The sequence below is a fragment of the Streptomyces sp. WZ.A104 genome (assembly GCF_002382885.1).
Taxonomy (GTDB): Bacteria; Actinomycetota; Actinomycetes; order Streptomycetales; family Streptomycetaceae; genus Streptomyces.
On the sequence record NZ_NWVL01000017.1, the window covers coordinates 1 to 23,495 of the forward strand.

Annotated in this window: 28 protein-coding genes, 1 pseudogene and 1 riboswitch; of the genes and pseudogenes, 12 read left to right on the plus strand and 17 right to left on the minus strand. The window is 72.2% G+C overall.

The annotated features are described in order from the left end of the window. Positions 1-317, plus strand: a 317-nt coding sequence (locus CIB93_RS11750) for an aminotransferase class I/II-fold pyridoxal phosphate-dependent enzyme (RefSeq protein ID WP_143660027.1), incomplete at its 5' end; no start/stop codon positions are given. A gap of 181 nt (positions 318-498) precedes the next feature. Further along, positions 499-939, plus strand: coding sequence for an ATP-binding protein (locus CIB93_RS11755; protein WP_096626731.1), 441 nt, complete (start codon positions 499-501; stop codon positions 937-939). A 46-nt stretch (positions 940-985) separates the two neighbouring features. Here CIB93_RS11755 and CIB93_RS11760 read toward each other — a convergent pair whose 3' ends face one another. Continuing rightward, on the minus strand, positions 986-1,912 hold the full coding sequence (locus tag CIB93_RS11760; RefSeq protein WP_096626732.1) for a LysR family transcriptional regulator: 927 nt from the start codon (positions 1,910-1,912) through the stop codon (positions 986-988). A gap of 73 nt (positions 1,913-1,985) precedes the next feature. Between CIB93_RS11760 and CIB93_RS11765 the strand changes: the two genes are divergently transcribed. After that, complete coding sequence (locus CIB93_RS11765; RefSeq protein ID WP_096626733.1) at positions 1,986-2,633, plus strand: LysE family translocator; 648 nt, start codon at positions 1,986-1,988, stop codon at positions 2,631-2,633. A gap of 45 nt (positions 2,634-2,678) precedes the next feature. Here CIB93_RS11765 and CIB93_RS11770 read toward each other — a convergent pair whose 3' ends face one another. The 3 genes from CIB93_RS11770 to CIB93_RS11780 form a co-directional block, all read right to left on the minus strand. Next, positions 2,679-3,149 (minus strand): C40 family peptidase, encoded by a 471-nt coding sequence (locus CIB93_RS11770; RefSeq protein ID WP_096626734.1) that lies wholly within the window; start codon positions 3,147-3,149, stop codon positions 2,679-2,681. A 3-nt stretch (positions 3,150-3,152) separates the two neighbouring features. Continuing rightward, positions 3,153-3,315: riboswitch (cyclic di-AMP (ydaO/yuaA leader) on the minus strand. Between the two features lie 375 nt (positions 3,316-3,690). Then, positions 3,691-3,996 carry a hypothetical protein gene (locus CIB93_RS11775; RefSeq protein ID WP_096626735.1) on the minus strand — a complete coding sequence of 102 codons (306 nt, stop codon included), beginning with the start codon at positions 3,994-3,996 and terminating at the stop codon, positions 3,691-3,693. Between the two features lie 47 nt (positions 3,997-4,043). Continuing rightward, complete coding sequence (locus tag CIB93_RS11780; protein WP_096626736.1) at positions 4,044-4,649, minus strand: ATP-dependent Clp protease proteolytic subunit; 606 nt, start codon at positions 4,647-4,649, stop codon at positions 4,044-4,046. 86 nt (positions 4,650-4,735) lie between these two features. Between CIB93_RS11780 and CIB93_RS11785 the strand changes: the two genes are divergently transcribed. The 7 genes from CIB93_RS11785 to CIB93_RS11815 all read left to right on the plus strand — a co-directional run bounded on the left by CIB93_RS11785 (position 4,736) and on the right by CIB93_RS11815 (position 9,765). Further along, positions 4,736-5,020 carry a type II toxin-antitoxin system Phd/YefM family antitoxin gene (locus CIB93_RS11785; protein WP_096626737.1) on the plus strand — a complete coding sequence of 95 codons (285 nt, stop codon included), beginning with the start codon at positions 4,736-4,738 and terminating at the stop codon, positions 5,018-5,020. A 262-nt stretch (positions 5,021-5,282) separates the two neighbouring features. After that, entirely contained in the window at positions 5,283-5,585 is a 303-nt protein-coding gene (locus CIB93_RS11790) for an urease subunit gamma (RefSeq protein WP_096626738.1), read from the plus strand. A 12-nt stretch (positions 5,586-5,597) separates the two neighbouring features. Further along, positions 5,598-5,909 carry an urease subunit beta gene (locus tag CIB93_RS11795; RefSeq protein ID WP_096626739.1) on the plus strand — a complete coding sequence of 104 codons (312 nt, stop codon included), beginning with the start codon at positions 5,598-5,600 and terminating at the stop codon, positions 5,907-5,909. Next, positions 5,902-7,623 carry an urease subunit alpha gene (locus CIB93_RS11800; RefSeq protein WP_096626740.1) on the plus strand — a complete coding sequence of 574 codons (1,722 nt, stop codon included), beginning with the start codon at positions 5,902-5,904 and terminating at the stop codon, positions 7,621-7,623. The genes CIB93_RS11795 and CIB93_RS11800 overlap by 8 nt, the downstream gene beginning before the upstream one ends. A 15-nt stretch (positions 7,624-7,638) precedes the next feature. Continuing rightward, positions 7,639-8,301, plus strand: a complete 663-nt coding sequence (locus tag CIB93_RS11805) for an urease accessory protein UreF (RefSeq protein ID WP_096626741.1) — start codon at positions 7,639-7,641, stop codon at positions 8,299-8,301. A 19-nt stretch (positions 8,302-8,320) separates the two neighbouring features. After that, positions 8,321-8,998 carry an urease accessory protein UreG gene (ureG, locus tag CIB93_RS11810; protein WP_096626742.1) on the plus strand — a complete coding sequence of 226 codons (678 nt, stop codon included), beginning with the start codon at positions 8,321-8,323 and terminating at the stop codon, positions 8,996-8,998. Next, on the plus strand, positions 8,995-9,765 hold the full coding sequence (locus tag CIB93_RS11815) for an urease accessory protein UreD (RefSeq protein ID WP_096626743.1): 771 nt from the start codon (positions 8,995-8,997) through the stop codon (positions 9,763-9,765). Before ureG ends, CIB93_RS11815 begins: the two co-directional genes overlap by 4 nt. Positions 9,766-9,787: 22 nt before the next feature. Here the strand turns inward: CIB93_RS11815 and CIB93_RS11820 are convergent, their stop codons facing one another. From CIB93_RS11820 to CIB93_RS11845, 7 genes are all read right to left on the minus strand, one after another. Further along, the gene (locus CIB93_RS11820; protein ID WP_257002147.1) at positions 9,788-10,840 is read right to left on the minus strand and encodes an NAD(P)-dependent oxidoreductase; all 1,053 of its coding nucleotides are present in this window, start codon (positions 10,838-10,840) and stop codon (positions 9,788-9,790) included. A 65-nt stretch (positions 10,841-10,905) separates the two neighbouring features. Further along, on the minus strand, positions 10,906-11,622 hold the full coding sequence (locus CIB93_RS11825; RefSeq protein WP_096626745.1) for a 1-acyl-sn-glycerol-3-phosphate acyltransferase: 717 nt from the start codon (positions 11,620-11,622) through the stop codon (positions 10,906-10,908). Between the two features lie 76 nt (positions 11,623-11,698). Continuing rightward, a complete protein-coding gene (locus CIB93_RS37860; protein ID WP_179500068.1) occupies positions 11,699-11,857 on the minus strand; it encodes a hypothetical protein in 159 nt (52 codons plus the stop codon). A gap of 66 nt (positions 11,858-11,923) precedes the next feature. Continuing rightward, positions 11,924-12,874, minus strand: a complete 951-nt coding sequence (locus tag CIB93_RS11830) for a cytochrome c oxidase assembly protein (RefSeq protein ID WP_096626746.1) — start codon at positions 12,872-12,874, stop codon at positions 11,924-11,926. Between the two features lie 111 nt (positions 12,875-12,985). Next, positions 12,986-14,011: a 6-phosphofructokinase gene (locus CIB93_RS11835; protein WP_096626747.1), complete on the minus strand. Its 1,026-nt coding sequence runs from the start codon at positions 14,009-14,011 to the stop codon at positions 12,986-12,988. A 142-nt stretch (positions 14,012-14,153) separates the two neighbouring features. Then, the gene (locus CIB93_RS11840; RefSeq protein ID WP_096626748.1) at positions 14,154-14,882 is read right to left on the minus strand and encodes a type 1 glutamine amidotransferase; all 729 of its coding nucleotides are present in this window, start codon (positions 14,880-14,882) and stop codon (positions 14,154-14,156) included. Positions 14,883-14,916: 34 nt separating this feature from the next. After that, positions 14,917-16,155 carry a MurT ligase domain-containing protein gene (locus CIB93_RS11845; protein ID WP_096626749.1) on the minus strand — a complete coding sequence of 413 codons (1,239 nt, stop codon included), beginning with the start codon at positions 16,153-16,155 and terminating at the stop codon, positions 14,917-14,919. A 113-nt stretch (positions 16,156-16,268) separates the two neighbouring features. Here CIB93_RS11845 and def point away from each other — a divergent pair, with 113 nt between their 5' ends. Further along, the gene (gene def / locus CIB93_RS11850) at positions 16,269-16,814 is read left to right on the plus strand and encodes a peptide deformylase (RefSeq protein WP_096626750.1); all 546 of its coding nucleotides are present in this window, start codon (positions 16,269-16,271) and stop codon (positions 16,812-16,814) included. 11 nt (positions 16,815-16,825) lie between these two features. Here def and CIB93_RS11855 read toward each other — a convergent pair whose 3' ends face one another. Continuing rightward, positions 16,826-17,509 (minus strand): TetR family transcriptional regulator, encoded by a 684-nt coding sequence (locus CIB93_RS11855; protein ID WP_096626751.1) that lies wholly within the window; start codon positions 17,507-17,509, stop codon positions 16,826-16,828. 182 nt (positions 17,510-17,691) lie between these two features. Between CIB93_RS11855 and CIB93_RS11860 the strand changes: the two genes are divergently transcribed. Further along, the gene (locus CIB93_RS11860) at positions 17,692-18,918 is read left to right on the plus strand and encodes an acyl-CoA dehydrogenase family protein (RefSeq protein ID WP_096626752.1); all 1,227 of its coding nucleotides are present in this window, start codon (positions 17,692-17,694) and stop codon (positions 18,916-18,918) included. A gap of 59 nt (positions 18,919-18,977) precedes the next feature. On the opposite strand, the gene CIB93_RS11865 is transcribed toward CIB93_RS11860, so the two are convergent. From CIB93_RS11865 to CIB93_RS11885, 5 genes and pseudogenes are all read right to left on the minus strand, one after another. Next, on the minus strand, positions 18,978-19,466 hold the full coding sequence (locus CIB93_RS11865) for a glutathione peroxidase (protein ID WP_096626753.1): 489 nt from the start codon (positions 19,464-19,466) through the stop codon (positions 18,978-18,980). A gap of 50 nt (positions 19,467-19,516) precedes the next feature. Then, on the minus strand, positions 19,517-20,041 hold the full coding sequence (locus tag CIB93_RS11870; protein ID WP_096626754.1) for a GNAT family N-acetyltransferase: 525 nt from the start codon (positions 20,039-20,041) through the stop codon (positions 19,517-19,519). A gap of 57 nt (positions 20,042-20,098) precedes the next feature. Then, positions 20,099-21,436 (minus strand): chloride channel protein, encoded by a 1,338-nt coding sequence (locus tag CIB93_RS11875; protein WP_096626755.1) that lies wholly within the window; start codon positions 21,434-21,436, stop codon positions 20,099-20,101. Positions 21,437-21,576: 140 nt separating this feature from the next. Continuing rightward, entirely contained in the window at positions 21,577-23,046 is a 1,470-nt protein-coding gene (locus CIB93_RS11880) for a DUF2252 domain-containing protein (RefSeq protein ID WP_096626756.1), read from the minus strand. Positions 23,047-23,083: 37 nt separating this feature from the next. Next, a pseudogene (locus CIB93_RS11885) lies at positions 23,084-23,470 on the minus strand (DUF389 domain-containing protein); the annotation flags it as partial. Between the last annotated feature and the right edge of the window lie 25 nt (positions 23,471-23,495).

Here is a 23,495-nt window from a genome sequence, read left to right on the forward strand (position 1 = left end):
CCGACCGCGCGGCCAGGGCCCGGGCCGTCGCGACGGCCCTGCACGCGAGGCTCACCGCCGCAGGGCTGACCGCCGCCCGCCCCGACGCGGCCGTCGTCTCCGTACGGGCGCCGTCGGCGGACGCGGCGGTGCGCTGGGCGGCCGACTGCCGCACGGCCGGAATCGCCGTGGGCTGCTTCCGCCCGCCGTCGGTCCCGGACGGCATCTCCCGGCTGCGGCTCACCGCCCGGGCCGACCTGACGGAGGAGCAGATCACGTCCGCGGTGGCCACGATCGCCGCCACCGCTCCCCAGGAGGCCTTCGCCCCGGTCGGCTGACCCGCGCAGCGGCGCGGTGCCCGGCCACGCCGTACGGGTCCCGAATTCACCGCTTCGAGCGACAGATATCTGCATATCCTGGCCGAACACCGTTACAGAGAGCTTCATCGGTGGCAATCTGGCGCGAAGCACAATCCCGGGCGGCCACGGCCGACCGGGGCGGGAAAGGGACGGCGTCGCCATGGCAGACCATCAGGAAGCAACCGTCACTCTGCCGAGCGATCCGGCCTCGGTCTCCTCGGCCCGCAGATATGTCGCCAGCACCCTCGCCGACTGGGGTCTGCCCGATGACACCGAGTTCGCCGACACCGTCCGGCTGATCATCTCGGAGCTGGCGACCAACGCCGTCCAGCACACGTTCGGCCAGTCGCCCACCTTCACCGTGGACCTGCGCCTCGAACGCGACGAGGAACTGCGCCTCGGCGTGACGGACAGTCACCCCCGCTGGCCCCAGCGGCTGCCCGCCGCCGTCCGGCAGGACAACGGCCGCGGCATGGTCATCATCCGGGCGCTGGCCAAGGAGTGCGGTGGCCGCCTCCAGGTCACCCCGACCGCCGAGGGCGGAAAGACGGTCCTGGTCGCGCTGCCGTGGGCGGTCCAGGTCCAGGGCCTCGCGGGCTGAGCACGTCGGTCGTACGGGGGCGGGGACGCGGGCGGGCGGGCGGCGGTCAGCCCGCCCCTGACCCGCCGCTTCCGCGCCCGAACCCGCCCCGCAGCAGGGCGAGCAGCGTCGCGGCGGCGGCCGTCGCCCGCTCGCCGTGGTGTACGACCGAAATGGTCCGGCGGAACGACGCGGGCTCCAGCCGTCGCACCGACAGCGGGGCCGACGACATCGACGCGACCATCTCCGGCACCACCGCCACGCCGAGCCCCGCGCTGACCAGCGCGCACACCAGGGCGTACCCGGGGGACTCGCAGACCACCGCCGGGGTCGCGCCGGCCTCGGCGAGCGCGTTCTCCACTCCGCGCCGAGGCGGATGCGTGGGCGCGCTGCTGATCAACGGCCGCCCGGCCAGCTCGGTGACCGCGAGCCGCCCGGTGCCCTCGGCGAGCCGGTGGCCGACCGAGGTCACCAGGACCAGCTCCTCGACCAGCAGGGGCTCGACGACGATCCCCACCGGCGGCGGGCCCGAGCCCGACGGTTCGTAGGTGTGGGTCAGGGCGAGATCGACGTCACCCGCGACCACCGCGGCGATCCCGCCGGGCGGTTCGTAGTCCGTGACGGCCAGCTCGACATCCGGATGGGCCCGCCGGAACGCGCTCAGAACCGGCGGCAGCAGATGGACCCCGGCCGTCGTGAACGTCCCCACCCGCAGCCTGCCCCCGGAGAGCCCGGCCAGCTGCGCCAGCTCGTGGCGCGCCTGGTCCAGCTCGTCCAGCACCCGCCGGGCCCGCACCGCCAGCAGCTCGCCCGCCGCCGTCAGCCGCGCCCCGCGATGGTGGCGCACCAGCAGCGCCGCCCCCGCCTCCCGCTCCAGCTTGGCCAGCTGCTGGGAGAGCGCGGGCGCGGTGTAGCCCAGGCGGGCGGCCGCCTTCGTGATCGATCCGGCCTCCGCGACCGCGACGAGCGCCGCGAGCCGTGTCGCGTCGTACATGAAGCGTTCCTTTAGGCAGACCCAGAAGATTGCAAGTACACGCTAAAGGCTCCGGCGGTCCAGGCTGGACCTCATGGACGCACAGCTGATCGCCTTCACGGGGGTCGCCGCCGGGATGGTCGCGCTGCCCGGTGCCGACTTCACCGTCGTCGTACGCAACGCACTGGCCTCACGCACCGCCGGACTGGCCACCGCCCTCGGCGTCGCCGGCGGGCTTCTGGTGCACACCGCGCTCGCGGTCGCCGGGCTCGCCGCGGTGCTGGTGACGATGCCCGTGCTCTTCCGCACCGTCCAACTGCTCGGCGGCGCGTATGTCCTCCACCTCGGGCTCAGCGCCCTGTACGCGTTCCACCGCCGACGCCGCGAGGACCCCGGCGCGACGCCGGACGACGCGCCGGGCCGGGCCGCGCCCAGGGAGTTCGGGCGGGCGCTGCGCCAGGGCTTCCTGACCAACGCCCTCAACCCGAAGGCCCCGGTCCTCTTCCTCAGCCTGCTGCCGCAGTTCGTCCCGCACGGGCAGCCGCCGCTGCCCAGGACCCTGCTGCTGGCGGCCGTCGTGGTGGCGCTGGCGCTGATCTGGTTCCCGGCCGTGGCGCTGCTCGTGGACCGGCTGGGCCGGTGGCTGCGCCGACCGCGTACCGCCCGCGCCATCGAGGGCGGCAGCGGTGTGGCGCTCACCGGTCTGGGGCTCGTGCTGGTGACCGGCCCGCTCCTGCGCTGAGGAGAGCGTCGCTCCCGCACGGAAAGAGAGCGTCCGGTCGGCGGGTCAGCGGACCCGTCCGTACCAGACGCTCTTGGACCAGATCTTCGCCAGTCGCACCACGTCCCCCGATTTGGGGGAGTGCCAGATCTTCCCCGACCCGGCGTAGATGCCCACGTGGTAGACGCCGCGCCCCGAATGGAAGAAGACGAGGTCGCCGCGTTTGCGCTGCGACTTCGGGATATGCCGGGTCTTGTTGTACTGCTGCTGTGCCGTACGCGGAAGCTTCTTCCCGGCCTTCTTGAACGAGTAGAGCGTCAGCCCCGAGCAGTCGAAGCGGCTCGGACCGGCCGCCCCGTACTTGTAGGGAGCCCCCTTCTTCGACGCGGCGACCTTCAGCGCCTTCGTCGAGTGGGTGGCGGCCTCGGCATCGTTCACCAGACCGGGCGCCAGCATCGCGGATGTCACGGCGAAGGTGAGTGCCGAGGCCGTTCCGACCCGGGCGAACAGAGACGGGACATGAACCTGCGCAGTCATGCGCAACCCTTCGTCAGCCGCCTGTGAAGGATGACCTGTCGGGTTCGGGCTGGCGAAGTTGCCCGGCCGTGATGCGGCTTCACCCCGAGGGCCTCCCGGTCTCCCGGTCGGCCCGTTGTGCTCGGGTCCTCCACTCCTGCCGATCCACTTCTGTCGACCAGTCATCCGGGCGGCGGCAGGACTCGGCGTCCGCCCGGACCGCCCCGCCGCGGCGGCGGGGGCTTGTCGTCCCAGGGATCTTGGCCTACTCGTCGCCGGATTTCCGCACTGAAACGGTGATATGTGAGTCTCCTCACCACTGATCCATACGAGTGGACAGGGAAGATCCGCCGCTGTCGACACGGCGGGCGCCCCGCCTCGCACCAGCAATGAAAGCGAACATTTCGAGCACGGTCCGCGCGCCGAACGCAAGTTGAGTCATCCCTCGTGAGGGTGATCGCCTAAGCCGAACGAGCGAGGAGAACTGATCGCCGGGCCGGGCGTGTCGTGCGGCTCCGCGACCGGTCCGCTCCCGTAACGCGCTCCCGGCGCGCGGAGCCGTTCAGTTGGCGGGAGGCGGCATGCCGACCCGGCCCGCCCTGCGCTCCCCGTCCAGGATGCGCAGGGCCCGCGCCAGGGTGGCCGCGTGGATCCGCGACTCGCCGCGTTCGTGCATCAGGGCCAGGGAGTCGCGCAGGGCCGCCGCCCCGGAGGCCAGGGCCTGGGCGGCCCGCAACGCGCTGTAGGTGTCGCTGCCGCGCGCCGGGTTGATCCGGCCCACCTGGTCGAGTACGGCCAGATAGCAGTCGACGAACTGCGCCTCCGCGCGGGTCAGTGCGGGCAGGGGCGGGAACTCCGGTGGGGGCATGGGCGGTTCACCTCGCGTCGTGCGGCAGGCTGGGGAGAGGGAACGGTTCAGCGGTTCTCCACGACGTGGTCGACCAGCCCGTAGGCGCGGGCGGCCTGCGCGTCGAGGATGGTGTCGCGCTCGATGTCGGCGGTGACCTGCTCGGCGGTCCGGCCCGTGTGCCGGACCAGCATGGCCGCGAACATCTCGCGGGTGCGCACCAGTTCGCGTGCGTGGATCTCCAGATCGGACGGCTGGCCCCGCATCGGTTCCTCCAGTGCGGGTTGCTGAATGACTACCCGCGCGCCGGGCAGGGCATGTCGGCGGCCCGGCGCCCCGGCCCCCAGCAGGGCGGCGGCGTAGGAGCCGGCCTGCCCCAGGCAGAAGGTCTCCACCTCGCAGGTCAGGTACTGCATCGTGTCGTAGACCGCAGCCATGGCCCCGAACGAGCCGCCGGGGGAGTTGATGTAGAGCGACAGCGGCCGGTCGGGTTCGGCGTGCTCCAGATACATGAACTGGGCGATCAGATCGCTCGCCGCGGTGTCGTCGATCGGGGTCCCGAGGAACACGATCCGCTCGGACAGCAGCTTGGAGTACGGGTCCAGCGTCCGGCTGCCGGTCGCGGTGCGCTCGGTGAACTCGGGCAGTACATATCGGGCGGCGGGGCGGATCATGGCGATGCCTCTCTCCTGGGTGCGCTGCCTGCGTACGCGGCTCAGTAAAAAATGTACAGGACGTACAGAAGGTTATGATGGGGACTATGGCCTATGAGATTCCGGTGACGCAAGCACGGGCGGAGCTCGCCGAACTGATCAACCGCGTCGTCTACGGCGGTGAACGCGTCGTCGTGACCCGGCACGGGAAGCCGCTGGTGGCGCTGGTGTCCGCCGCTGACCTGCAACGACTCGAAGCCGAGGAGGCCGCCGCCGAGGAGCAGGTGATCAGTTCGGTCTCCTCGATCGGCTCCGCCGCCTCAGCTCAGGGCGAACGCCGCCGCTTCGGCATCGCCGCCGAGCACCGCGGCCACGACGACCGCGACCTCTGACACCCGGGCCGCCGCGCGGGGCCCCACGGGTGGCGATGCCGGGTCCGTATACGACCCGCCCCCCGGCCGAAGGGCGCGCGGTGGCCTCGGCCGATGTCCACGGCTCCGCAAAAGGTCAGTTAACGCAACGGAAAAACTTCCGCCCTAACGTGCAATACCTGGTCGCGAGGACCCGTTTCCCCGGTCGGCGAACTGCCGGGCGGGGTTAGGGTCCCGCTGCGTCCGGAGCCAGGAGCCGGGCGGAAGACGATGAGGTGGAAGCGTGCAACTGACCCCGCACGAGCAGGAACGTCTGCTCATCCATGTGGCCGCGGACGTGGCCGAGAAGCGCCGGGCACGCGGGCTGCGGCTCAACCACCCCGAGGCCGTCGCCCTGATCACCGCCCATCTGCTCGAAGGCGCCCGGGACGGCCGCACCGTCACCGAACTCATGGCCTCCGGCCGCAAGCTCCTCACCCGGGACGAGGTCATGGACGGCATCCCCGAGATGCTCCACGACGTCCAGGTCGAGGCCACCTTCCCGGACGGCACCAAGCTCGTCACCGTCCACGACCCGATCGTCTGACGGGCCGCGCCGATGATTCCCGGAGAGATCCTGTACGGGGACGGGGACATCCCCCTCAACGAGGGCCGGACTGTCACCCGGCTCACCGTCCTCAACGCCGCCGACCGCCCCGTCCAGGTCGGCTCCCACTACCACTTCGCCGAGGCCAACCCCGGGCTCGCCTTCGACCGCGCGGCCGCCCACGGGCTGCGGCTGAACATCGCCGCCGGTACGGCCGTCCGCTTCGAACCCGGCATCCCCGCCGACGTCGAACTCGTTCCCCTCACCGGCCGCCGCGTCGTCCCCGGCCTGCGCGGTGCGACCGGAGGTGCCCTCGATGCCTGACCTCAGCAGGGCCGTGTACGCCGACCTGTTCGGGCCCACGACCGGAGACCGCATCCGCCTGGCCGACACCGATCTGTTCGTCGAGGTCGAGGAGGACCGCTCCGGCGGCCCCGGACACGCGGGCGACGAGGCGGTGTTCGGCGGCGGCAAGGTGATCCGCGAGTCCATGGGCCAGGCCCGCACCACCCGGGCCGAGGGCGCACCCGACACCGTCATCACCGGGGCCGTCGTCATCGACCACTGGGGCATCGTCAAGGCCGACATCGGCATCCGCGACGGCCGCGTCACCGGCATCGGCAAGGCCGGGAACCCGGACACCATGGACGGGGTCCACCCCGACCTGGTGATCGGCCCGGAGACCGAGATCATCGCGGGCAACGGGAAGCTGCTCACGGCCGGAGCGGTGGACGCCCACGTCCACTTCATCTCGCCGACCCTGATCGACCAGGCGCTCTCCAGCGGCATCACCACTCTGGTCGGCGGCGGCACCGGACCCGCCGAAGGCACCAAGGCCACCACCATCACCCCGGGCCCCTGGCACCTCGCCCGGATGTTCGAGGCGTTGGAGACCTTTCCCGTCAACATCGGGCTGCTCGGCAAGGGCAACACCATGTCCCGGGACGCCATGCACTCCCAACTGCGCGGCGGCGCCCTCGGCTTCAAGATCCACGAGGACTGGGGCGCGACGCCCGCCGTGATCGACGCCTGTCTGAACGTCTGCGAGGAGACGGGCGCCCAGCTCGCCATCCACACCGACACCCTCAACGAGGCCGGGTTCGTCGCCGACACCCTTGCCGCCGTCGCCGGGCGCACCATCCACGCCTACCACACCGAGGGTGCGGGCGGCGGGCACGCGCCCGACATCATCACCGTTGTCTCCGAGCCGTACGTCCTGCCGAGCTCGACCAACCCGACCCGGCCGCACACCGTCAACACCATCGAGGAACACCTCGACATGCTGATGGTCTGCCACCACCTCAACCCCGCCGTCCCCGAGGACCTGGCGTTCGCGGAGTCCCGCATCCGGCCCTCCACCATCGCGGCCGAGGACATCCTCCACGACCTCGGCGCGATCTCCATCATCTCCTCCGACTCGCAGGCGATGGGCCGGATCGGCGAGGTGATCCTGCGGACCTGGCAGACCGCCCACGTCATGAAGAAGCGGCGTGGAGCCCTGCCCGGGGACGGCCGGGCCGACAATCGCCGGGTCCGTCGCTATGTCGCCAAATACACCATCAATCCGGCGGTCGCACAGGGCATGGACCACGAGATCGGCTCGGTCGAGACCGGCAAGCTCGCCGACCTCGTGCTGTGGGACCCGGCGTTCTTCGGCGTCAAGCCGCAGACCGTCATCAAGGGCGGGCAGATCGCGTACGCGCAGATGGGCGACGCCAACGCCTCCATCCCGACACCCCAGCCGGTCATGCCCCGGCCGATGTTCGGCGCGCTGGGCCGGGCGGCGGCCCAGGGCTCCTTCAACTTCGTCTCCACGGCCGCCATCGAGGACGGTCTGCCCGAGCGGCTCGCCCTGAACAAGCGGTTCGTGCCGATCACCAGCACCCGGGGGGTCACCAAGGCGGACATGCGGGAGAACGACGCCCTCACCGACGTCCACGTCGACCCCGACAGCTTCGCCGTCACCATCGACGGGGAGCCGGTCGAACCCGCACCCGCGTCGGAACTGCCCATGGCCCAGCGCTACTTCCTCTTCTGAGCCGGACGGCCACCCATGTCACGAGCAGCCCTCCTCGTCCTCGCCGACGGCCGGTTCCCCGCCGGCGGCCACGCCCACTCCGGTGGCGCCGAACCGGCCGTCGCCCAGGGGCGCGTCCGCGACGCCGACTCCCTCGCCGCCTTCTGCCGGGGCCGTCTTCACACGACCGGGCTCACCTCCGCCGCCCTCGCCGCGGCGGCCGCCCACGGCATCGACCCGCTCGCCCTTGACGAGGCCGCCGACGCCCGTACGCCCTCGCCCGCCCTGCGGACCACCGCCCGGAAGCTGGGCCGACAGATGATGCGGGCCGCCCGCGCCACCTGGCCCAGTGCCGAACTCGACGCCCTGGCCGGGGCCCGGCCGCGCGGTGCCCACCAGCCCGTCGTCCTCGGGCTCACCGCGCGGGCGGCGGGCCTGGGCCCCGAGGACGCCGCGCACTGCGTCGCGTACGAGACCGTCAGCGGCCCCGCCACCGCCGTCGTCCGGCTCCTCTCCCTCGACCCCTTCCACGCCACCGCCGTACTCGCCCGCCTCGCCCCCGACCTGGACCGGATCGCCGAACGGGCCGCCGAGGCCGCCCGCCGGGGCATCGGCGCCCTGCCCGCCGCCTCGGCCCCGCTCCTCGACATCACCGCCGAGGCGCACGCCGCATGGCCGGTCCGCCTCTTCGCCTCGTAGCCCGCACACAGGAGTCCTCATGCACCTCGGACACACCCACGACGGCCCCGCCGCTGTCAGCGCCGACGCCACCCGCCCCGACGGAACCCGGCGCGCCCTGCGCATCGGACTCGGCGGGCCCGTCGGCTCCGGCAAGACGGCCACCGTCGCCGCCCTCTGCCGGGAACTGCGCGACCGGCTCTCCATCGCCGTCGTCACCAACGACATCTACACCCGCGAGGACGCCGCCTTCCTCCTCCGCAACGCCGTCCTGCCGCCCGAGCGCATCCAGGCCGTCGAGACCGGAGCCTGCCCGCACACCGCGATCCGCGACGACATCTCCGCCAACCTCGAAGCCGTCGAGGACCTGGAGGACGCGGTCGGCCCCCTCGACCTGATCCTCGTCGAGTCCGGCGGGGACAACCTCACCGCCACCTTCTCCAAGGGCCTCGTCGACGCCCAGATCTTCGTCATCGACGTCGCGGGCGGCGACGACATCCCGCGCAAGGGCGGCCCCGGCGTCACCACCGCCGACCTCCTCGTCGTCAACAAGACCGACCTCGCCCCCTACGTCGGCTCCGACCTGGAACGGATGGCCCTGGACGCCAAGCAGCAGCGCGGCGAACTCCCCGTCGCCTTCACCTCGTTGACCTCCGCCGAAGGCGTCGGGCCGGTCGCGGACTGGGTGCGCGCGCAGCTCGCCGCCTGGACCGCATGAGCGTCCGCGCCACGGCCCGGCTCCGCGCCGAGCCCGACGGACGGGGGTCCACCGTCCTGCCCGTCCTGGAGAGCGACGGGCCGCTCGCCCTGCGCCGCACCCGCTCGCCGCACCCCGCGTACGCCCGGGTCACCGTCGTCGGCGCGATGAGCGCCCCGCTGGGCGGCGACCGCCTCGCCGTCCGGGCGGAGGCCGCCGACGGCGCCCGGCTCACGGTCGACTCGGCGGCGGCCACCGTCGCACTGCCGGGGCCGCTCGCGGACGGCGAGCCCGCCACGTACACCGTGGAGCTGCACGTGGGGGAGGGGGCCGTCCTGCGCTGGCTCCCCGAACAGCTGGTCTCCGCCCACGGAAGCGACCTCCACCAGGCCACCCGGGTCGAACTCGCCGCCACCGGCCGCCTGCTGCTGCGCGAGGAGCAGGTCCTGGGCCGCCACGGCGAACCCACCGGGGCCCTCACCACCCGGCTCACCGTCCACCGCGCGGGCCGCCCCCTCCTCGACCAGCAACTGGCCTACGGACCCGGGGCGCCCGGCGGCTGGGACGGCCCCGCCGTGCTCGGCGGCCACCGGGCCGTGGGTCAACTGCTCCTGGTCGACCCGGCGTTCGGGGAGGCGCCGCCGCCCGCACGCCTCCTCGGGCCCACCGCCGCCCTCACCCCGCTCGCCGGGCCCGCCGTCCTGGTGACCGCCGTGGCCGCCGACGCCCGACTGCTGCGCTCCATCCTGGACGACGCGATGCACGAGCTGAAGGCCTGCCCGGAGTGAGGGAGGGCCGCCCGGGTCCCGTTCAGCGGCGGTCCCGGTCGTACGCCTCCAGCCAGGCGTCCTCCGCCGCGTAGTCGAAGAGACCCTCGCCGTAGTTCCTGAGCATCTTCGGGAACGCCTCCCGCCAGTCCCGACCAGCCAGCTCACCGGCGAGCCACTCCACCGTCTCCGGCAGCGACTCGGTATATCCCGTCACCGGCCGGTACCCGAGCTCCTTCTCGGCGGCCGTCATGTCGTACACCACGGGATACGGGATGCTCCAGGGGCTGTCGCCCACGGTGCCCTCGGGCGGCGCGCCGTCGATCAGCACCGTCTCCGTCTCCCGGCCGAGCACGTCGTCGACGGCCGACGCGATCTCCGCCACCGTGGGGGCCTCGGGGTCGCCCGCGTTCAGGACCCGTGAGCCCGGTCGCCGGGCGGCCAGCCGGATCAGCTCCGCCGCGTTGGAGACATGAACCGGGTGGAAGCGGCTCTCCCCGCCGTAGGCCAGCACCCGCCGCTTCCGGCCGTCGAGCAGCCGCTTCACCAGATACAGCTCGCGAGGCGTCCGGCAGTACGGGCCGTGGATCGCGCCCGCCCGCAGCAGGGTCACCGGCAGGGCGTCGCCCGCAGCCAGCAGTTCCCGCTCCAGCAGCACCTTCCGGGTACCGTACGAGGCGTCCCCCGGTGCCACCGTGCGCTGGGTCTCCGGCAGCGGCACCGGGTAGCGGGGGAAGCCGTCCGGCTCGGCCTGGGTGTCGAAATTGCGGCCCCGCTCGTCCTCGTACACCGCGCCGCTGGAGATCACGACCACCGAGCCGATCCGTCCGGCCAGCCCGGTCAGCTGCCGGGCATGCGCGCCGTCGAACGCCACCATGTCCACCAGCACGTCACAGCCGTCGCCCAGGGCTCTGCCGAGGGCCCCCTCCTCGTCCCGGTCGAGCGCGACCGCCCGGACCCCGTCGTCCCACCGCCCGTCCCGGCCGCCGCCCCGCGAGGCCGCGGTGACCTCCCAGCCGTCCGCGGTCAGCGCCCGCACCGCGGCCCGCCCGATCTGCCCCGTCGCTCCCAGCACCCATGCGTGTCCCTGGCTCATGCGCCCGACGCTAAGGGAGCGGGCCCCGTCCGGGCCAGAGCGCTCCGCTGACGGCGAATCCGCCGTCAGCGTCGCAGTCCGGGGAACTTCCGCGACGGCTCGGCCGCCTGCTCGGCCGCCTTCACCTTCGCCGCGTACTGGTCGACGTACTCCTGGCCCGACAGTTCGAGGATCGCGTACATGATCTCGTCCGTGACTGCCCGGATCGCGGCCTTCTGGTTCTCCATGCCCGCGTAGCGGGAGAAGTCCAGCGGTTCGCCGAAGCGGATCGCGACCCGCTTGATCTTCGGCACGAGTCGGCCGGGCGGCTGGATCTCGAAGGTGCCCACCATGGCGCAGGGGATCACCGGCACCCCCGCCGTGATCGCCATCACCGCCACGCCGACCTTGCCCTTGTAGAGCCGCCCGTCGTGCGAGCGGGTGCCTTCCGGGTAGATCCCCAGCAGCTCGCCCCTGTCCAGCACCCCGAGCCCCTCGCGGATGGCGGCCTGCCCCGCGTCCTTCCCGGACCGGTCCACCGGGATCTGGCCCGCGCTGCGGAAGAACGCGGCGGTCAGCCGCCCCTTGAGCCCCGGGCCCGTGAAGTACTCGGCCTTCGCCAGGAAGGTGATGCGGCGCTTGATGATGGCGGGCATGAGGAAGTGGTCGGAGAAGGAGAGGTGGTTGCCCGCGACGATCGCCGCGCCCTCCTCCGGAATGTTCCCCAGGCCCTCGATGCGAGGCCGGAAAAGCAGCCGCAGGACCGGCCCCAGCACGACATATTTGAGGATGTAGTAGAACACCTTGTGCGTCCACCTCGCTCTGCCGGGCCGGCGTCAGGGCTGCGTAGGGGCCCCGGCGCCCGCCCGCAGCGCACGGTCAGATGTCCTGGGTGGCCAGCATGCCGAGGGTGCACAGACCCAGCACCACCCAGCCGAACCACAGCCAGCCACTGCTTCCCAGCGCCACCGTGTACGCGGTCACCGTGACCAGCGCCCCGACGGTCATGTATCCCATGGTTTTCGTCGATCCGGACATGCGCGCACGCTCCTCGTCGGCCGCGCGGCCGTTGTCCCCATGGTCACCCCGGATGCGTCCCGGGCGCTACCGTCCGCGGGCCTGCAATGACGCCAGATAGGCGTTGTACGCCTCCAGCTCCTGGTCGCCGTCGCGGTCGGCGGCCCGGTCCGAGCGCCGGGCGGCGCGCTGCTCGGAGTGGTACCACTGGTAGACGAGCGCGATCAGGACCAGCACGGACGGGATCTCGCTGAACGCCCAGGCGATGCCGCCCGCCCAGTTCTGGTCGCTCAGGGCGTCGATGCCCAGCGAGGCGGGCGGATTCTCGTACGTCTTCACCATCGGCGTCGTCGCCATCATCAGCGCGATCCCGAAGAACGCGTGGAACGGCATCCCGGCGAACAGTTCCAGCATCCGCATCACATAGCCGGGGCGGTGCGGGCCCGGGTCGACGCCCATGATCGGCCAGAAGAAGACCAGGCCGACGGCGAGGAAGTGCACCATCATCCCGATGTGGCCGGGCTTGGAACCCATCAGGAAGTCGAAGATCGGCGTGAAGTACAGCGCGTAGAGGCTGGCGATGAAGATGGGGATCGTGAACGCGGGATGCGTGACGATCTTGATGTAGCGGCTGTGCAGCAGCTTCAGGAGCAGTTCGCGCGGCCCGGTCCGCCCCCGGCCCGCCGGCGGCAGTGCCCGCAGAGCCAGCGTCACCGGAGCGCCCAGGAGCAGCAGGATCGGCGACAGCATGCTGATCACCATGTGCTGCACCATGTGCACGCTGAACATGACCATGCCGTAGTCGTTGAGCTTGGTGCACATCACCAGCGCGATGCTCAGCACGCCCACGACGAAGAACACGATCCGGCTCACCGGCCAGCCGTCCCCGCGCCGACGCAGCCGCACCACGCCGTACCCGTACAGGGCGAGGGCGAGGAGGCAGCCGGTCAGGAAGAACGGTTCCAGGGAGAGCTCCAGCCCCCGTCCCAGCGTGAACGGCGGCAGATCCATGTTCATGCCGTGCCCGCTGTGATCCATCTGTTCACTCCCGATGGGGACACATCCCCGTTTCGTGCCGGTTGTCCGGTACAGCGTAGAACTGCCCCCGGCCGCGGTTGCGGCCGGGGGCAGTTCTCGGAGAGCGGGTGGCTACAGGACGCACTCCGCCTCGGCGTACCGCTCGGCGGGGACCGTCTTGAGCGTCTGTACCGCTTCGGCCAGCGGGACCATGGTGATGTCGGTGCCGCGCAGCGCGGTCAGCATCCCGAACTCGCCCCGGTGCGCCGCCTCCACCGCGTGCCAGCCGAACCGGGTCGCCAGGACCCGGTCGTACGCGGTGGGGGTGCCGCCGCGCTGGACGTGGCCGAGGATGACCGGGCGGGCCTCCTTGCCGAGCCGCTGCTCCAGCTCCCCGGCGAGCTGGGTGGCCACCCCGGCGAACCGCTCGTGGCCGTAGATGTCCTTGGTGCCCTGCTCGAACTGCATGGAGCCCGCACGCGGCTTGGCGCCCTCGGCGACCACCACGATGGCGAACTTCTTGCCCGCCGAGAAGCGTTTGCCGACCAGCTCGGTCAGCTCGTCGATGTCGAAGGGGCGCTCGGGCACCACGATGGCGTGGGCACCGGCGGCCATCCCGGAGTGCAGGGCGATCCAGCCGGTGTGCCGGCCCATGACCTCGACGATCAGCACCCGCTGGTGCGACTCGGCCGTGGTCTTCAGCCGGTCCAGCGCCTCGGTGGCGACACCGACGGCGGTGTCGAAGCCGAAGGTGACGTCGGTGGAGGCGATGTCGTTGTCGATGGTCTTGGGGACCCCGACGATGGGCAGCCCGGCCTCGGAGAGCAGGTTGGCGGCCTTGAGGGTGCCTTCGCCGCCGATCGGGATGATCGCGTCCAGGCCGAGGTCCGCGACATGGCCGCGGGCCCGCTCCACCCCGTCGCGCAGATGCGCGGGCTGGACGCGGGAGGAACCGAGGATCGTGCCGCCGCGGGCCAGGATCCCGCCCACCGCGTCGAGGTCGAGCTTGCGGTAGTCGGCCTCCAGCAGGCCCTTCCAGCCGTCGTGGAAGCCGATGACCTCGTCGCCGTGGTCCACCACCGCGCGGTGCACGACGGAACGGATGACGGCGTTGAGGCCGGGGCAGTCGCCGCCGGAGGTGAGTACGCCAATGCGCATGGCCCGAAAACCTTTGCAACGTGGGTCGACGACCGGACCACGTCGTCCGGTTGGATCCCCGCCACCCTACCGGCGCGGGGTGGCGGGACCGAACCGGACGTCCGCCTGCTGGACTCCGCTCAACCGAGCGGAAAACGCCTCATCAGGCGGGCTGTGTCGCGGCGGCGATCCGCTCGGCGCGCAGCGCCTCGTACCACCGGTCGTCCGTGGGCGGCAGCGCGTTCACGTCGAGGGCGAGCTTCAGCAGGTGATCGGCGATCTGCGGGTTGCGGGCCAGCACGGGACCGTGCATGTACGTTCCGAAGACGGTGTCGTTGTAAGCGCCCTCCGTGCCGTCCCCGGTGCCGTTGCCCCGGCCGAACCGCACCCGGGCGAACGGCCGTGCCGTCGGGCCGAGATGGGTGACGCCCTGGTGGTTCTCGAACCCGGTCAGCGGCTCCAGGCCGAGCTGTGGGTCGATGTCCGCCAGCACGTCGCCGACACACCGCGCACCCTCGCCGCGGGTCGAGACCACGTCGAGCAGACCGAGGCCCGGCTCGCGCTCACCGAGGTCGTTGATGAACTCGTGCCCGAGGATCTGGTAGCCCGCGCAGACCGAGAAGATGATCGCGCCGTTGGCCGCGGCCCGGCTCAGCCCGCCGTCGCGGCGCAGCCGCTCGGCCGCGAGGCGCTGCGGCCGGTCCTCACCGCCGCCGATCAGGTAGACGTCGCCGGACGTCGGCACCGGCTGGTCGCTGCGCACGTCCACGCGCTGCACGTCCAGGCCGCGCTGCCGGGCCCGCCGCTCCACGACCAGGGCGTTGCCCTGGTCGCCGTAGGTGCTGAGGAGGTCGGGGTAGACCCAGACCAGACGCAGACCGTTGTTGCTCATGCTTCGTCCTCTCCGGAGGTGGCCGGGGCCGGGGTCAGTTGCCGACATGGCGGCGCAGATCCTGGAAGGCGGTGTAGTTGGCGATGACCTCGATACGTCCGGGCGGGGCGTGCTGCACGGCCTCGTCGAGGTTCTCGCAGACCCGGAAGTCGAGACCGGCGACTTCCAGGCGGACCGCGAGGTCCAGCTTGCGGTCGCCGAGCACGAAGATCGGGTGACCGGCCAGCTGGGTGTAGTCCACGTCCCACAGCCAGGAGGTGTCCGTGCCGTCCGCGCCACGGGCGTTCACCGAGAGGATCACCGGTGTCGGCGGCGGGTCGATCAGCGAGAACGTCTCCAGCCAGCCCGCCGGGTTCTTCGCCAGCAGCAGGCGCAGCTCACGGTTCTGGAAGGTGACGACGTCGTACCGTCCGGCGACCGCCTGCACCTGGTACATCCGCTCCAGGGCGACCTGCGGCGGCACCCCGAAGACTGCGGCGACGGCGGCCGAACTTGCGGCGTTCGCCTTGTTGGCGCGGCCGGGCAGCTGGAGGTGGATCGGCCAGGCCGAACCGTGCGGGTCCAGGACGTAGTCGCCGTTGAGCGCCCAGCTCGGGGCGGGGCGCCGGAAGCCGCACTGCCCGCAGAACCAGTCGTCGCCGGGGCGCTGCATCACACCGCCGCAGGACGGGCAGGACCAGGCGTCGTCCTTCCACGCCTGACCGGCCGCCACCCACACCACGTTGGCCGAGGAGGAAGCCGCCCAGACGACCAGCGGGTCGTCCGCGTTCGCGATGATCACGGCCTTCGAGCCGGACAGGCCCTCGCGCCAGTGCTCGGCCATCATCCGGGTCTCGGCCGCGCGGTCCAGCTGGTCGCGCGAGAGGTTGAGCAGGGCGATCGCCTTGGGGGTGGTGTCGCGCGCGACACCGGCCAGATACTTCTCGTCGACCTCGATCACGCCGAACTTCGCGTCCGAGCCGCCGGCCAGCGCGGAGGTGATGCCCGCGGGCATGTTCGCGCCGAGCGCGTTCGAGACGACGGGCCCCGCGGCCCGCAGCGCCTCGGCGATCAGTCGGGTGGTGGTCGTCTTGCCGTTCGTCGCCGACACGAGGATCACGTCCAGGTGCTGCGCCAGCCGCCCCAGCAGGTCGGGGTCGAGTTTGAGCGCCACCCGGCCGCCGATCACCGATCCGCTGCCCCGCCCCGCGGCGCGTGACACCGCCGCCGCGGCCTTGCCCGCCGTCACGGCCAGCTTGGCCCGCGGCGACAACGGCTCCGTGTTGCCTGCCATCGTCCTAGATCCTCCTTGCATCGGTCCGCGCCCAGCCTATCGATGTCCGGCGCGGCGACCGCACCGCGGCACCACGGGAACTCCCGGGCCCGGCGGAACGTACGCTTGCCGCCATGCGAAACCGCCCGATCCCCGGCAGCTCCGGTCTCGTCCGAGAGATGAGTCTGCTCGGCGACCCGTTGCTCCACCGGCCCTGCGAGGACGTCACGGAGTTCGGTCCGTCGCTCGCGAAGCTGGTCGAGGACATGTTCGCCACGATGTACGCCGCACAGGGTGTCGGGCTCGCCGCCAACCAGATCGGCGTCCCGCTCAGAGTGTTCGTCTACGACTGCCCGGACGACGACGATGTCCGCCATCTGGGACATGTGGTCAATCCCGAACTGGTCGAGGCGGACGGACTCACCGTACGCGGACCGGAGGGCTGTCTGTCACTTCCGGGGCTGGAAGCGGGCACGGAACGCTTCGACCACGCGGTCGTGGAGGGCCTGACGATGACGGGCGAGCCGGTGCGGATCGCGGGCACGGGGTGGTTCGCCCGGTGCCTCCAGCACGAGTGCGACCACCTGGAGGGCACTGTCTACACGGACCGGCTGACCGGGCTGCGGCGGACCCGGGCGCTGCGCGCGGCACGGCGTGCGCCCTGGGCCCGTAACGGCTGAGCCGCCGTCTCTCAGAACCCCGGGCCGCCCGGGATGTCGCGGTCGCCCACCTCCGCGAGCCGCCCCCACAGCAGGTCGGCGAGGCTGTGCACCAGCCGCTCGCGGGAGCAGGGCCGGTCGGCGAGCCACCAGTCGCCCGCCGCGTGCATCATGCCCACGATGCCGTGACCCCAGATGCGTGCCATCTGCTCGCTGTCGGGCCCGAGGTCCACCCGCTCGACGATCACCTGGCCCAGCTCCTCGCCGAGGCGGCGCAGCAGCGGGGCGGAGTGGCGGCCGACGTCGAAGCCCTGCTCGGGCGAGGGGCCGGTGTCGACGGAGGCGGTTGCGTCGACGGCGTTCTCGGAGGGGTGCATCAGGAAGCGGTAGACCTGGGGGCGGGCCTCGATCGCGGCGAGATAGGTGTCGAGCGTGGACTCCACCCGTGCGCGGCGCTCCGAGGGGGCGTCCAGGGCCGCCCGCAGGGCGCTGAGGAGCGCGTCGGTGTGGCGCTTGGCCAGCGCGCGGTAGAGCCCGCCCTTGTCCCCGAAGTGGCGGTAGAGGATCGGTTTGGTGATCCCGGCCTCGGCGGCGATCGCGTTCATCGAGGCCTGCGGGCCGTCCCTGAGCACCACCCGGTCCGCGGCTTCGAGCAACTCGCGGCGTCGGCGCTCCGCCGCGGTCCGCTGTCGCTCCGCGCCTCGTGCGGTCTCCATGTCGTCTCTCCCACCCCTGCCGCGCGGTGCCGTCGCACCGCTCCTGCACGCCTGCGCAACGTAACACTCCGCCGCGTGGGCAGTTGATCGGCACTGGAGCGTTGACAGTTGCTACTTGCCAGTAACACACTGGGGTTACCGCAAGTAACGCACGCTTTTGCCGCAGTGCCTGGAGGGGAAACATGGCCGAGTTCACGCTTGACCTCAATGACGACCAGAAGCAGGTCCGCGACTGGCTCCACGGCTTCGCGGCGGATGTCATCCGCCCCGCCGCCTCGGAGTGGGACGAGCGTGAGGAAACGCCCTGGCCCGTCATCCAGGAAGCGGCCAAGGTCGGCATCTACTCCCTCGACTTCTACGCCCAGCAGTTCTTCGACCCTACGGGGCTCGGCATCCCCATGGCTATGGAAGAGCTGTTCTGGGGCGACGCGGGCATCGCCCTGTCCATCGTCGGTACCGGCCTGGCGGCCGTGGGCGTCCTCGCCAACGGCACCGAGGAGCAGATCGGCACCTGGATCCCGCAGATGTACGGCGACGCCAACGACGTGAAGGTCGCCGCCTTCTGCTCCTCCGAGCCCGACGCCGGCTCCGACGTCGCCTCCATGCGGACGCGCGCCGTCTACGACGAGGCCAAGGACGAGTGGGTCCTCAACGGGACCAAGACCTGGGCGACCAACGGCGGCATAGCAGGCGTCCACGTGGTCGTCGCCGTCGTCGATCCCGACCTCGGCTCCAAGGGCCACGCCTCCTTCATCGTGCCGCCGGACACCCCCGGCCTCTCCCAGGGCCAGAAGTTCAAGAAGCACGGCATCCGGGCCTCCCACACCGCCGAAGTGGTCCTGGAGGACGTCCGCGTCCCCGGCCACTGCCTCCTCGGCGGCAAGGACAAGCTCGACGAACGCCTCGCCCGCGCCCGGGAGCGCGCCAAGGCGGGCGGCGAGCGAGTGAAGAACGCGGCGATGGCCACTTTCGAGGCCTCCCGCCCGGCCGTCGGCGCGATGGCCGTGGGCACCGCCCGCGCCGCGTACGAGGTCGCCCTCGACTATGCGAAGACCCGCAGCCAGTTCGGCCGCCCGATCATCGACAACCAGGGCATCGCCTTCCAGCTCGCCGACATGCGCACCCGCATCGACGCCGCCCGGATGCTGGTCTGGCGCGCGTCCTGGATGGCCACCACCGGCAAGCCGTTCACCGCGGCCGAGGGCTCCATGTCGAAGCTCTACGCGAGCGAGACCGCCCGGGACGTCACCGCACAGGCGATCCAGATCCTCGGCGGCAACGGCTTCACCCGGGAGTACCCGGTCGAGCGGATGCACCGCGACGCGGCGATCTACACCATCTTCGAGGGCACCAGCGAGATCCAGCGCCTGGTGATCGCCCGCACCCTGTCGGGCATGCCGATCCGCTAGCGGACAGCCGGAAGGGGGGCCGCCCGGGAACGCGTCCCGGACGGCCCCCCTTCCCCTGCTCAGGAGGGCAGCTGCGCCTCGATCGCCGCCACGACCTCCGTCGCCTCCGGCTCGGTGCGCGGGCGGATGCGGGCCACCGGCTCCCCGGCCGGCGAGATCACGAACTTCTCGAAGTTCCACTGGACGTCGCCGGCCTCCCCGTCCGAGTCCGCCACCTTGGTCAGCTCCGCGTAGAGCGGGTGCCGGTCCCCACCGTTGACCTCGATCTTCTCCAGCAGCGGGAAGCTGACCCCGTACGTCGTCGAGCAGAAGGTCCGGATCTCCTCCGGGCTGCCCGGCTCCTGCCCGGCGAACTGGTTGCAGGGCACGCCGAGCACGGTCAGGCCCCGGTCCCCGTAGGTCTGCTGCAACCGCTCCAGGCCCTCGTACTGCGGGGTGAGCCCGCACTTGGAGGCCACGTTCACCAGCAGGACGGTCCGGCCGCTGTACGCGCCCAGCGTGGTCGGCTCGCCCGCGAGGGTGCGCAGCGGAATGTCGTGCAGCGTCATGAAGCTCTCCCTGGTCTTTGCGTGGTGGTGCTCATTGTGCCGTCCGCCGCTCACGGGGCGGCGAGCTCCTTGTAGTAGAAGGTGGTCGGCTTGAGGCTGCCCGCGGGATCAGCCGCGTATCCCGGCACGGAGCCGACCTTTGTCCAGCCCGCCTTGCAGTAGACCTGCTCGGCCAGGCTGCCGGACTCCGTGTCCAGGATCAGCAGCGTGATGCCCTCGGAGGTGGCGTACGCCTCCACGGCGTCCAGCAGCGCCCGGCCGAGTCCCTGGCCCCGGGCGGAGGGGCGGACCATCAGCTTGGCGACCTCCGCGCGGTGGCGGGCGTTCGGCAGCGGCGCGCGGACCAACGCGATCGTCCCCGACACCCGCGCGCCCTCCCGGGCGATCCAGATGCCGACCTGCCCGGCCGCCACCGCCCCGGCGCGCTCCCGCCACCAGACGGCGGCCGCCTCCCGGTCCAGCGGGGCCAGGAAACCGACCGAGGACCCCTCCTCGACGGTCTCCACCAGCAGCTCGGCCATCTCGTCGGCGTACGTGACCAGTTCGGGGGCGGTCACGTGGACGATCTCGGTCATGGGGAGGGACCTTTCACGAAACAGGAGCAGGAGGCGGGAGGAAACCCACGGGGACGATCACACCGCCTTCGGCCCTGCCCTGTCCACCGGCGCGGGCGTCAGCCGGAGGGTGACCACGTACGCCACCACCACCGCCACGATCACCAGGGGCATCACCGTAAGCCCCTCCTTGCCCAGCAGGAGCGTCGCCAGGAGCACCGAGGTCATCGGCAGCCGCAGCATCGCCACGCACATGGCTCCGATACCCATCGCGAACCCCGCGGTGAGATGAAGCCCCGGCAGATGGGACAGCGCGATGCCGGCCGCCGCCCCCACGAACATCGCGGGGAAGACGGGGCCGCCCCGGAAACAGCTCAACGAGGCGCAGTAGGCGAGCGACTTGCAGACGATGAGCAGCACCAGCGCGCCGACCGAGTACTCCGCGCTCGCGGACAGGAGATGGCCCAGGTCGTGCTCGCCCGAGTACAGCACCTCGGACGCGGCCTTGCCCGAGGTCTCGGCGTACACCAGCGCGAGCCCGCCGATGACCAGCCCCATCACCGCCGTGGCCACCACCGTCCTCCGCTCCACGCGTTCCTGCAGAGCCAGTGACAGCCGGCGGATGCCCGCACCGGCGAAGGCGGCCGCGACACCGAGAACCAGCGCCCACCCGAACCCGGCGAAGCCGGGGGCCGCCGCCGGCGGAACCTCCCCCAAGGACAGGGAGTAGGTGCCCAGACCCGTCCAGGAACCCAGCCCCGTGAAGATCAGCGCGCCGATCCCCGCGGAGAGCAGCCCGGGCACCAGGACCACGCCCAGCATCGGCCCGGCCAGCCCCGACACCTCCATCAGCAGGAACGCGCCCAGCAGCGGTGAACCCAGCAGGGCGCTCACCGCGGCGAAACTCCCCGAGGCCCCGACCAGGGCCCGCCCCTCCGGCGCCAGGTCCCGCTTGACGCGGCCCGCCGCCCACACGGCCAGCCCGCCGCCCAGCGCGATCAGGGGCGCCTCCGGGCCGAGCACGGCACCCACGCCCAGGGAGAGCAGCGCCGCGAGAGCGATGCCGGGCAGGTCCGCCGGGGCCGGGGCTCCGGTGGACACCAGCCCCTCCGCCGGCCGGTGCCCGCCCCGGCCCGGCAGCCGGCGGACGGTGAGTCCGACCAGGAGACCCGCGGCGCCGAGCAGCGGGACGGGCCACCACGACGGCGTCTCCTCGAAGCCCATCGCCCTCGGCAGCTCCGTGTACGTCAGCGACTGGAGCTCCGAGACCAGGGCGAGGAAGCCGAACGCGACCGCGGAGACGGGCACTCCGAGCAGCGCCGCCATCACCAGCAGCCCCGCGTACCTGCGTGTGCGGACCAGCTCGTAGGGGTCCTCCGATGCGGTGAAGGGTTTGCCCGGAGGCGTGGCCGGCATGATCTCGACTCCTCGACGTGACGACCCCGGGGAGGGGTGGCGGCCCCGGGAGGGTGCCCCCACGGGTCCACGCCGGAATACCACGCACCGGCGGACCGGGCGCCTCCCCGCCGCCGGAACACGCCCTCCGGTGCGGAAGGTCAGCCACCCGGCCCCGGCGGACCGTTCGCGGCGCCGCCCGCGTGCCCGGCCGGGCCGTCCGTCGGCAGCCGCCCCGAGGCCACCGCGTCGACCAGCACCCCGTGATCGAGCTCGTTGCGGTCCGCGTACGACTCCGCGAACGTGGCGAGCGCCCGGTCGAAGGCATCCTTGCGCCCCAGATAGGCGGCGATGGCGATCCGGTCCCCGGACCGGGCGTGGGCGCGGGCCAGGGTGGCCCCGCACACCTCGCCGAACGCGCGCATCCCCTTCGGCACCATCGACTCCGGTTCGGCGATGCCCTTCCAGTCGCGCAACTGGCGCACGTAGAAGTCCCGGTTCCGGCCGTCCAGGCCGTCGGCCCGCTCCCAGCCGAGGAAGATGTCGCTGGAGGCCTGCATCAGCCGTTGGCCCGCGACGACCCGCTCACCCTGGTTCTCGTACCGGCTCGCCCCGGTGTGCTCGGCCAGCACCGAGGGACCGGCCTCCTTGGCCTGGAGGAGAAGCGGATCCCCGCTGTCCCGGCCGAGCAGCAGGATGATCCAGCACCGGGTCCCGACGCTGCCCACGCCGACGACCTTGCGGGCCACGTCCACCAGTGCGAAGTCCTCCAGCAGACGGCGCCGGTCGGACGCCAGGCTGTGGGCGTAACCCGCCACCATGGCGCCGAACGCCCGGTGCGCCTCCTCACGTTCCACCCCGGGCATCAGATCGGTGAGCGGCACGACCAACGGCGGGTCCGCCGCGATCCGCAGCCGCCCCTCGACCACCTCGGCGAGCTTGCCGAAGGCTTGCAGGCTGTCCCTGGAGCGGGCCTTGCCCAGAGCCCGGTCCACGTTCCGGCGGCCCCGTCCGCTCAACTGCTCCGCGGCCACCGTACGCAGCCGTTCGGCGTCGGTCCTCGCGTACCACACGTCGAGATTGCGCATCCCGGCGAACCGGGCCATCGCCTCCCGGTACGAGCGGACCGCCGCCCGTACGATCACGGACCGCTCCCGGTCCGTGAAACCGTTGGCCCGCGCCGCGATGACCAGGCTGGCCGCCAGCCGTTTCACGTCCCACTCCCAGGGGCCCGGCAGAGTCTCGTCGAAGTCGTTGATGTCGAAGAGCAGATTCCGCTCGGGCGAGGCCAGCAGCCGGAAGTTCAGCAGGTGGGCGTCACCGCACAGCTGCGCCCGGATCCCCGAGTCCGGGGTGCCCGCCAGGTCGGCCGCCATCAGGGCGGCCGCGCCCCGGTAGAAGCGGAACGGGGACTCGGCCATGCGGCCGTAGCGGATCGGGACCAGCTCGGGAACCCGGTCCGCGGACTGCGCTTCGAGGACGGTCAGCGGGTCGGGGCGGCGCGGCGACGCTGTGAACTCCGCATGGCTCGACCGGGGAGCCCTCCGGCGCGCGGCCCTGCCCAGCGCTGCCCGTTCGGCCGGTGTCGCGTGAGGTGCGGCGCGCAGCGGCGCAGCGGCTTCCCGGTCCATGGAGTGCCCCTTCCGTAGTGCGTCACGCCTCTTCGGCGAGCCCGGCGACGACCAGGTAGAGGTAGAAGCTCGGCGGGTAGCGCCCCCCGGACCTGATGCGTGCCTCGACCTGCTCCCAGACCGGCGCCCGGCTCAGCGGCCCCAGCTCGCGCAGCCCTCCTTCGGTGGCCCTGCCGGAGAACGCCATGTCGACCGGCTCGATGACCAGGGAGCCCCGCTGGTCGAGCTGGACGGCGCGCAGCCGGTGCAGCACGTCGTTCGCCGCCCCCGTCAGCACGTCGCAGGCGATGGAGTCGCCGTCCGGATCGCGCGCGGCGTCGCGCTGGACGATGAGATCGAGTACGCAGGGGTCCCCGGAGAGCCGGCCGACGATCTCGTCGGTCAGGTCCGGCGGGCTCACCGCCCGGATGTGGATCATGTCCATCCCGGCACCTCCGCGGCTGCCTGCT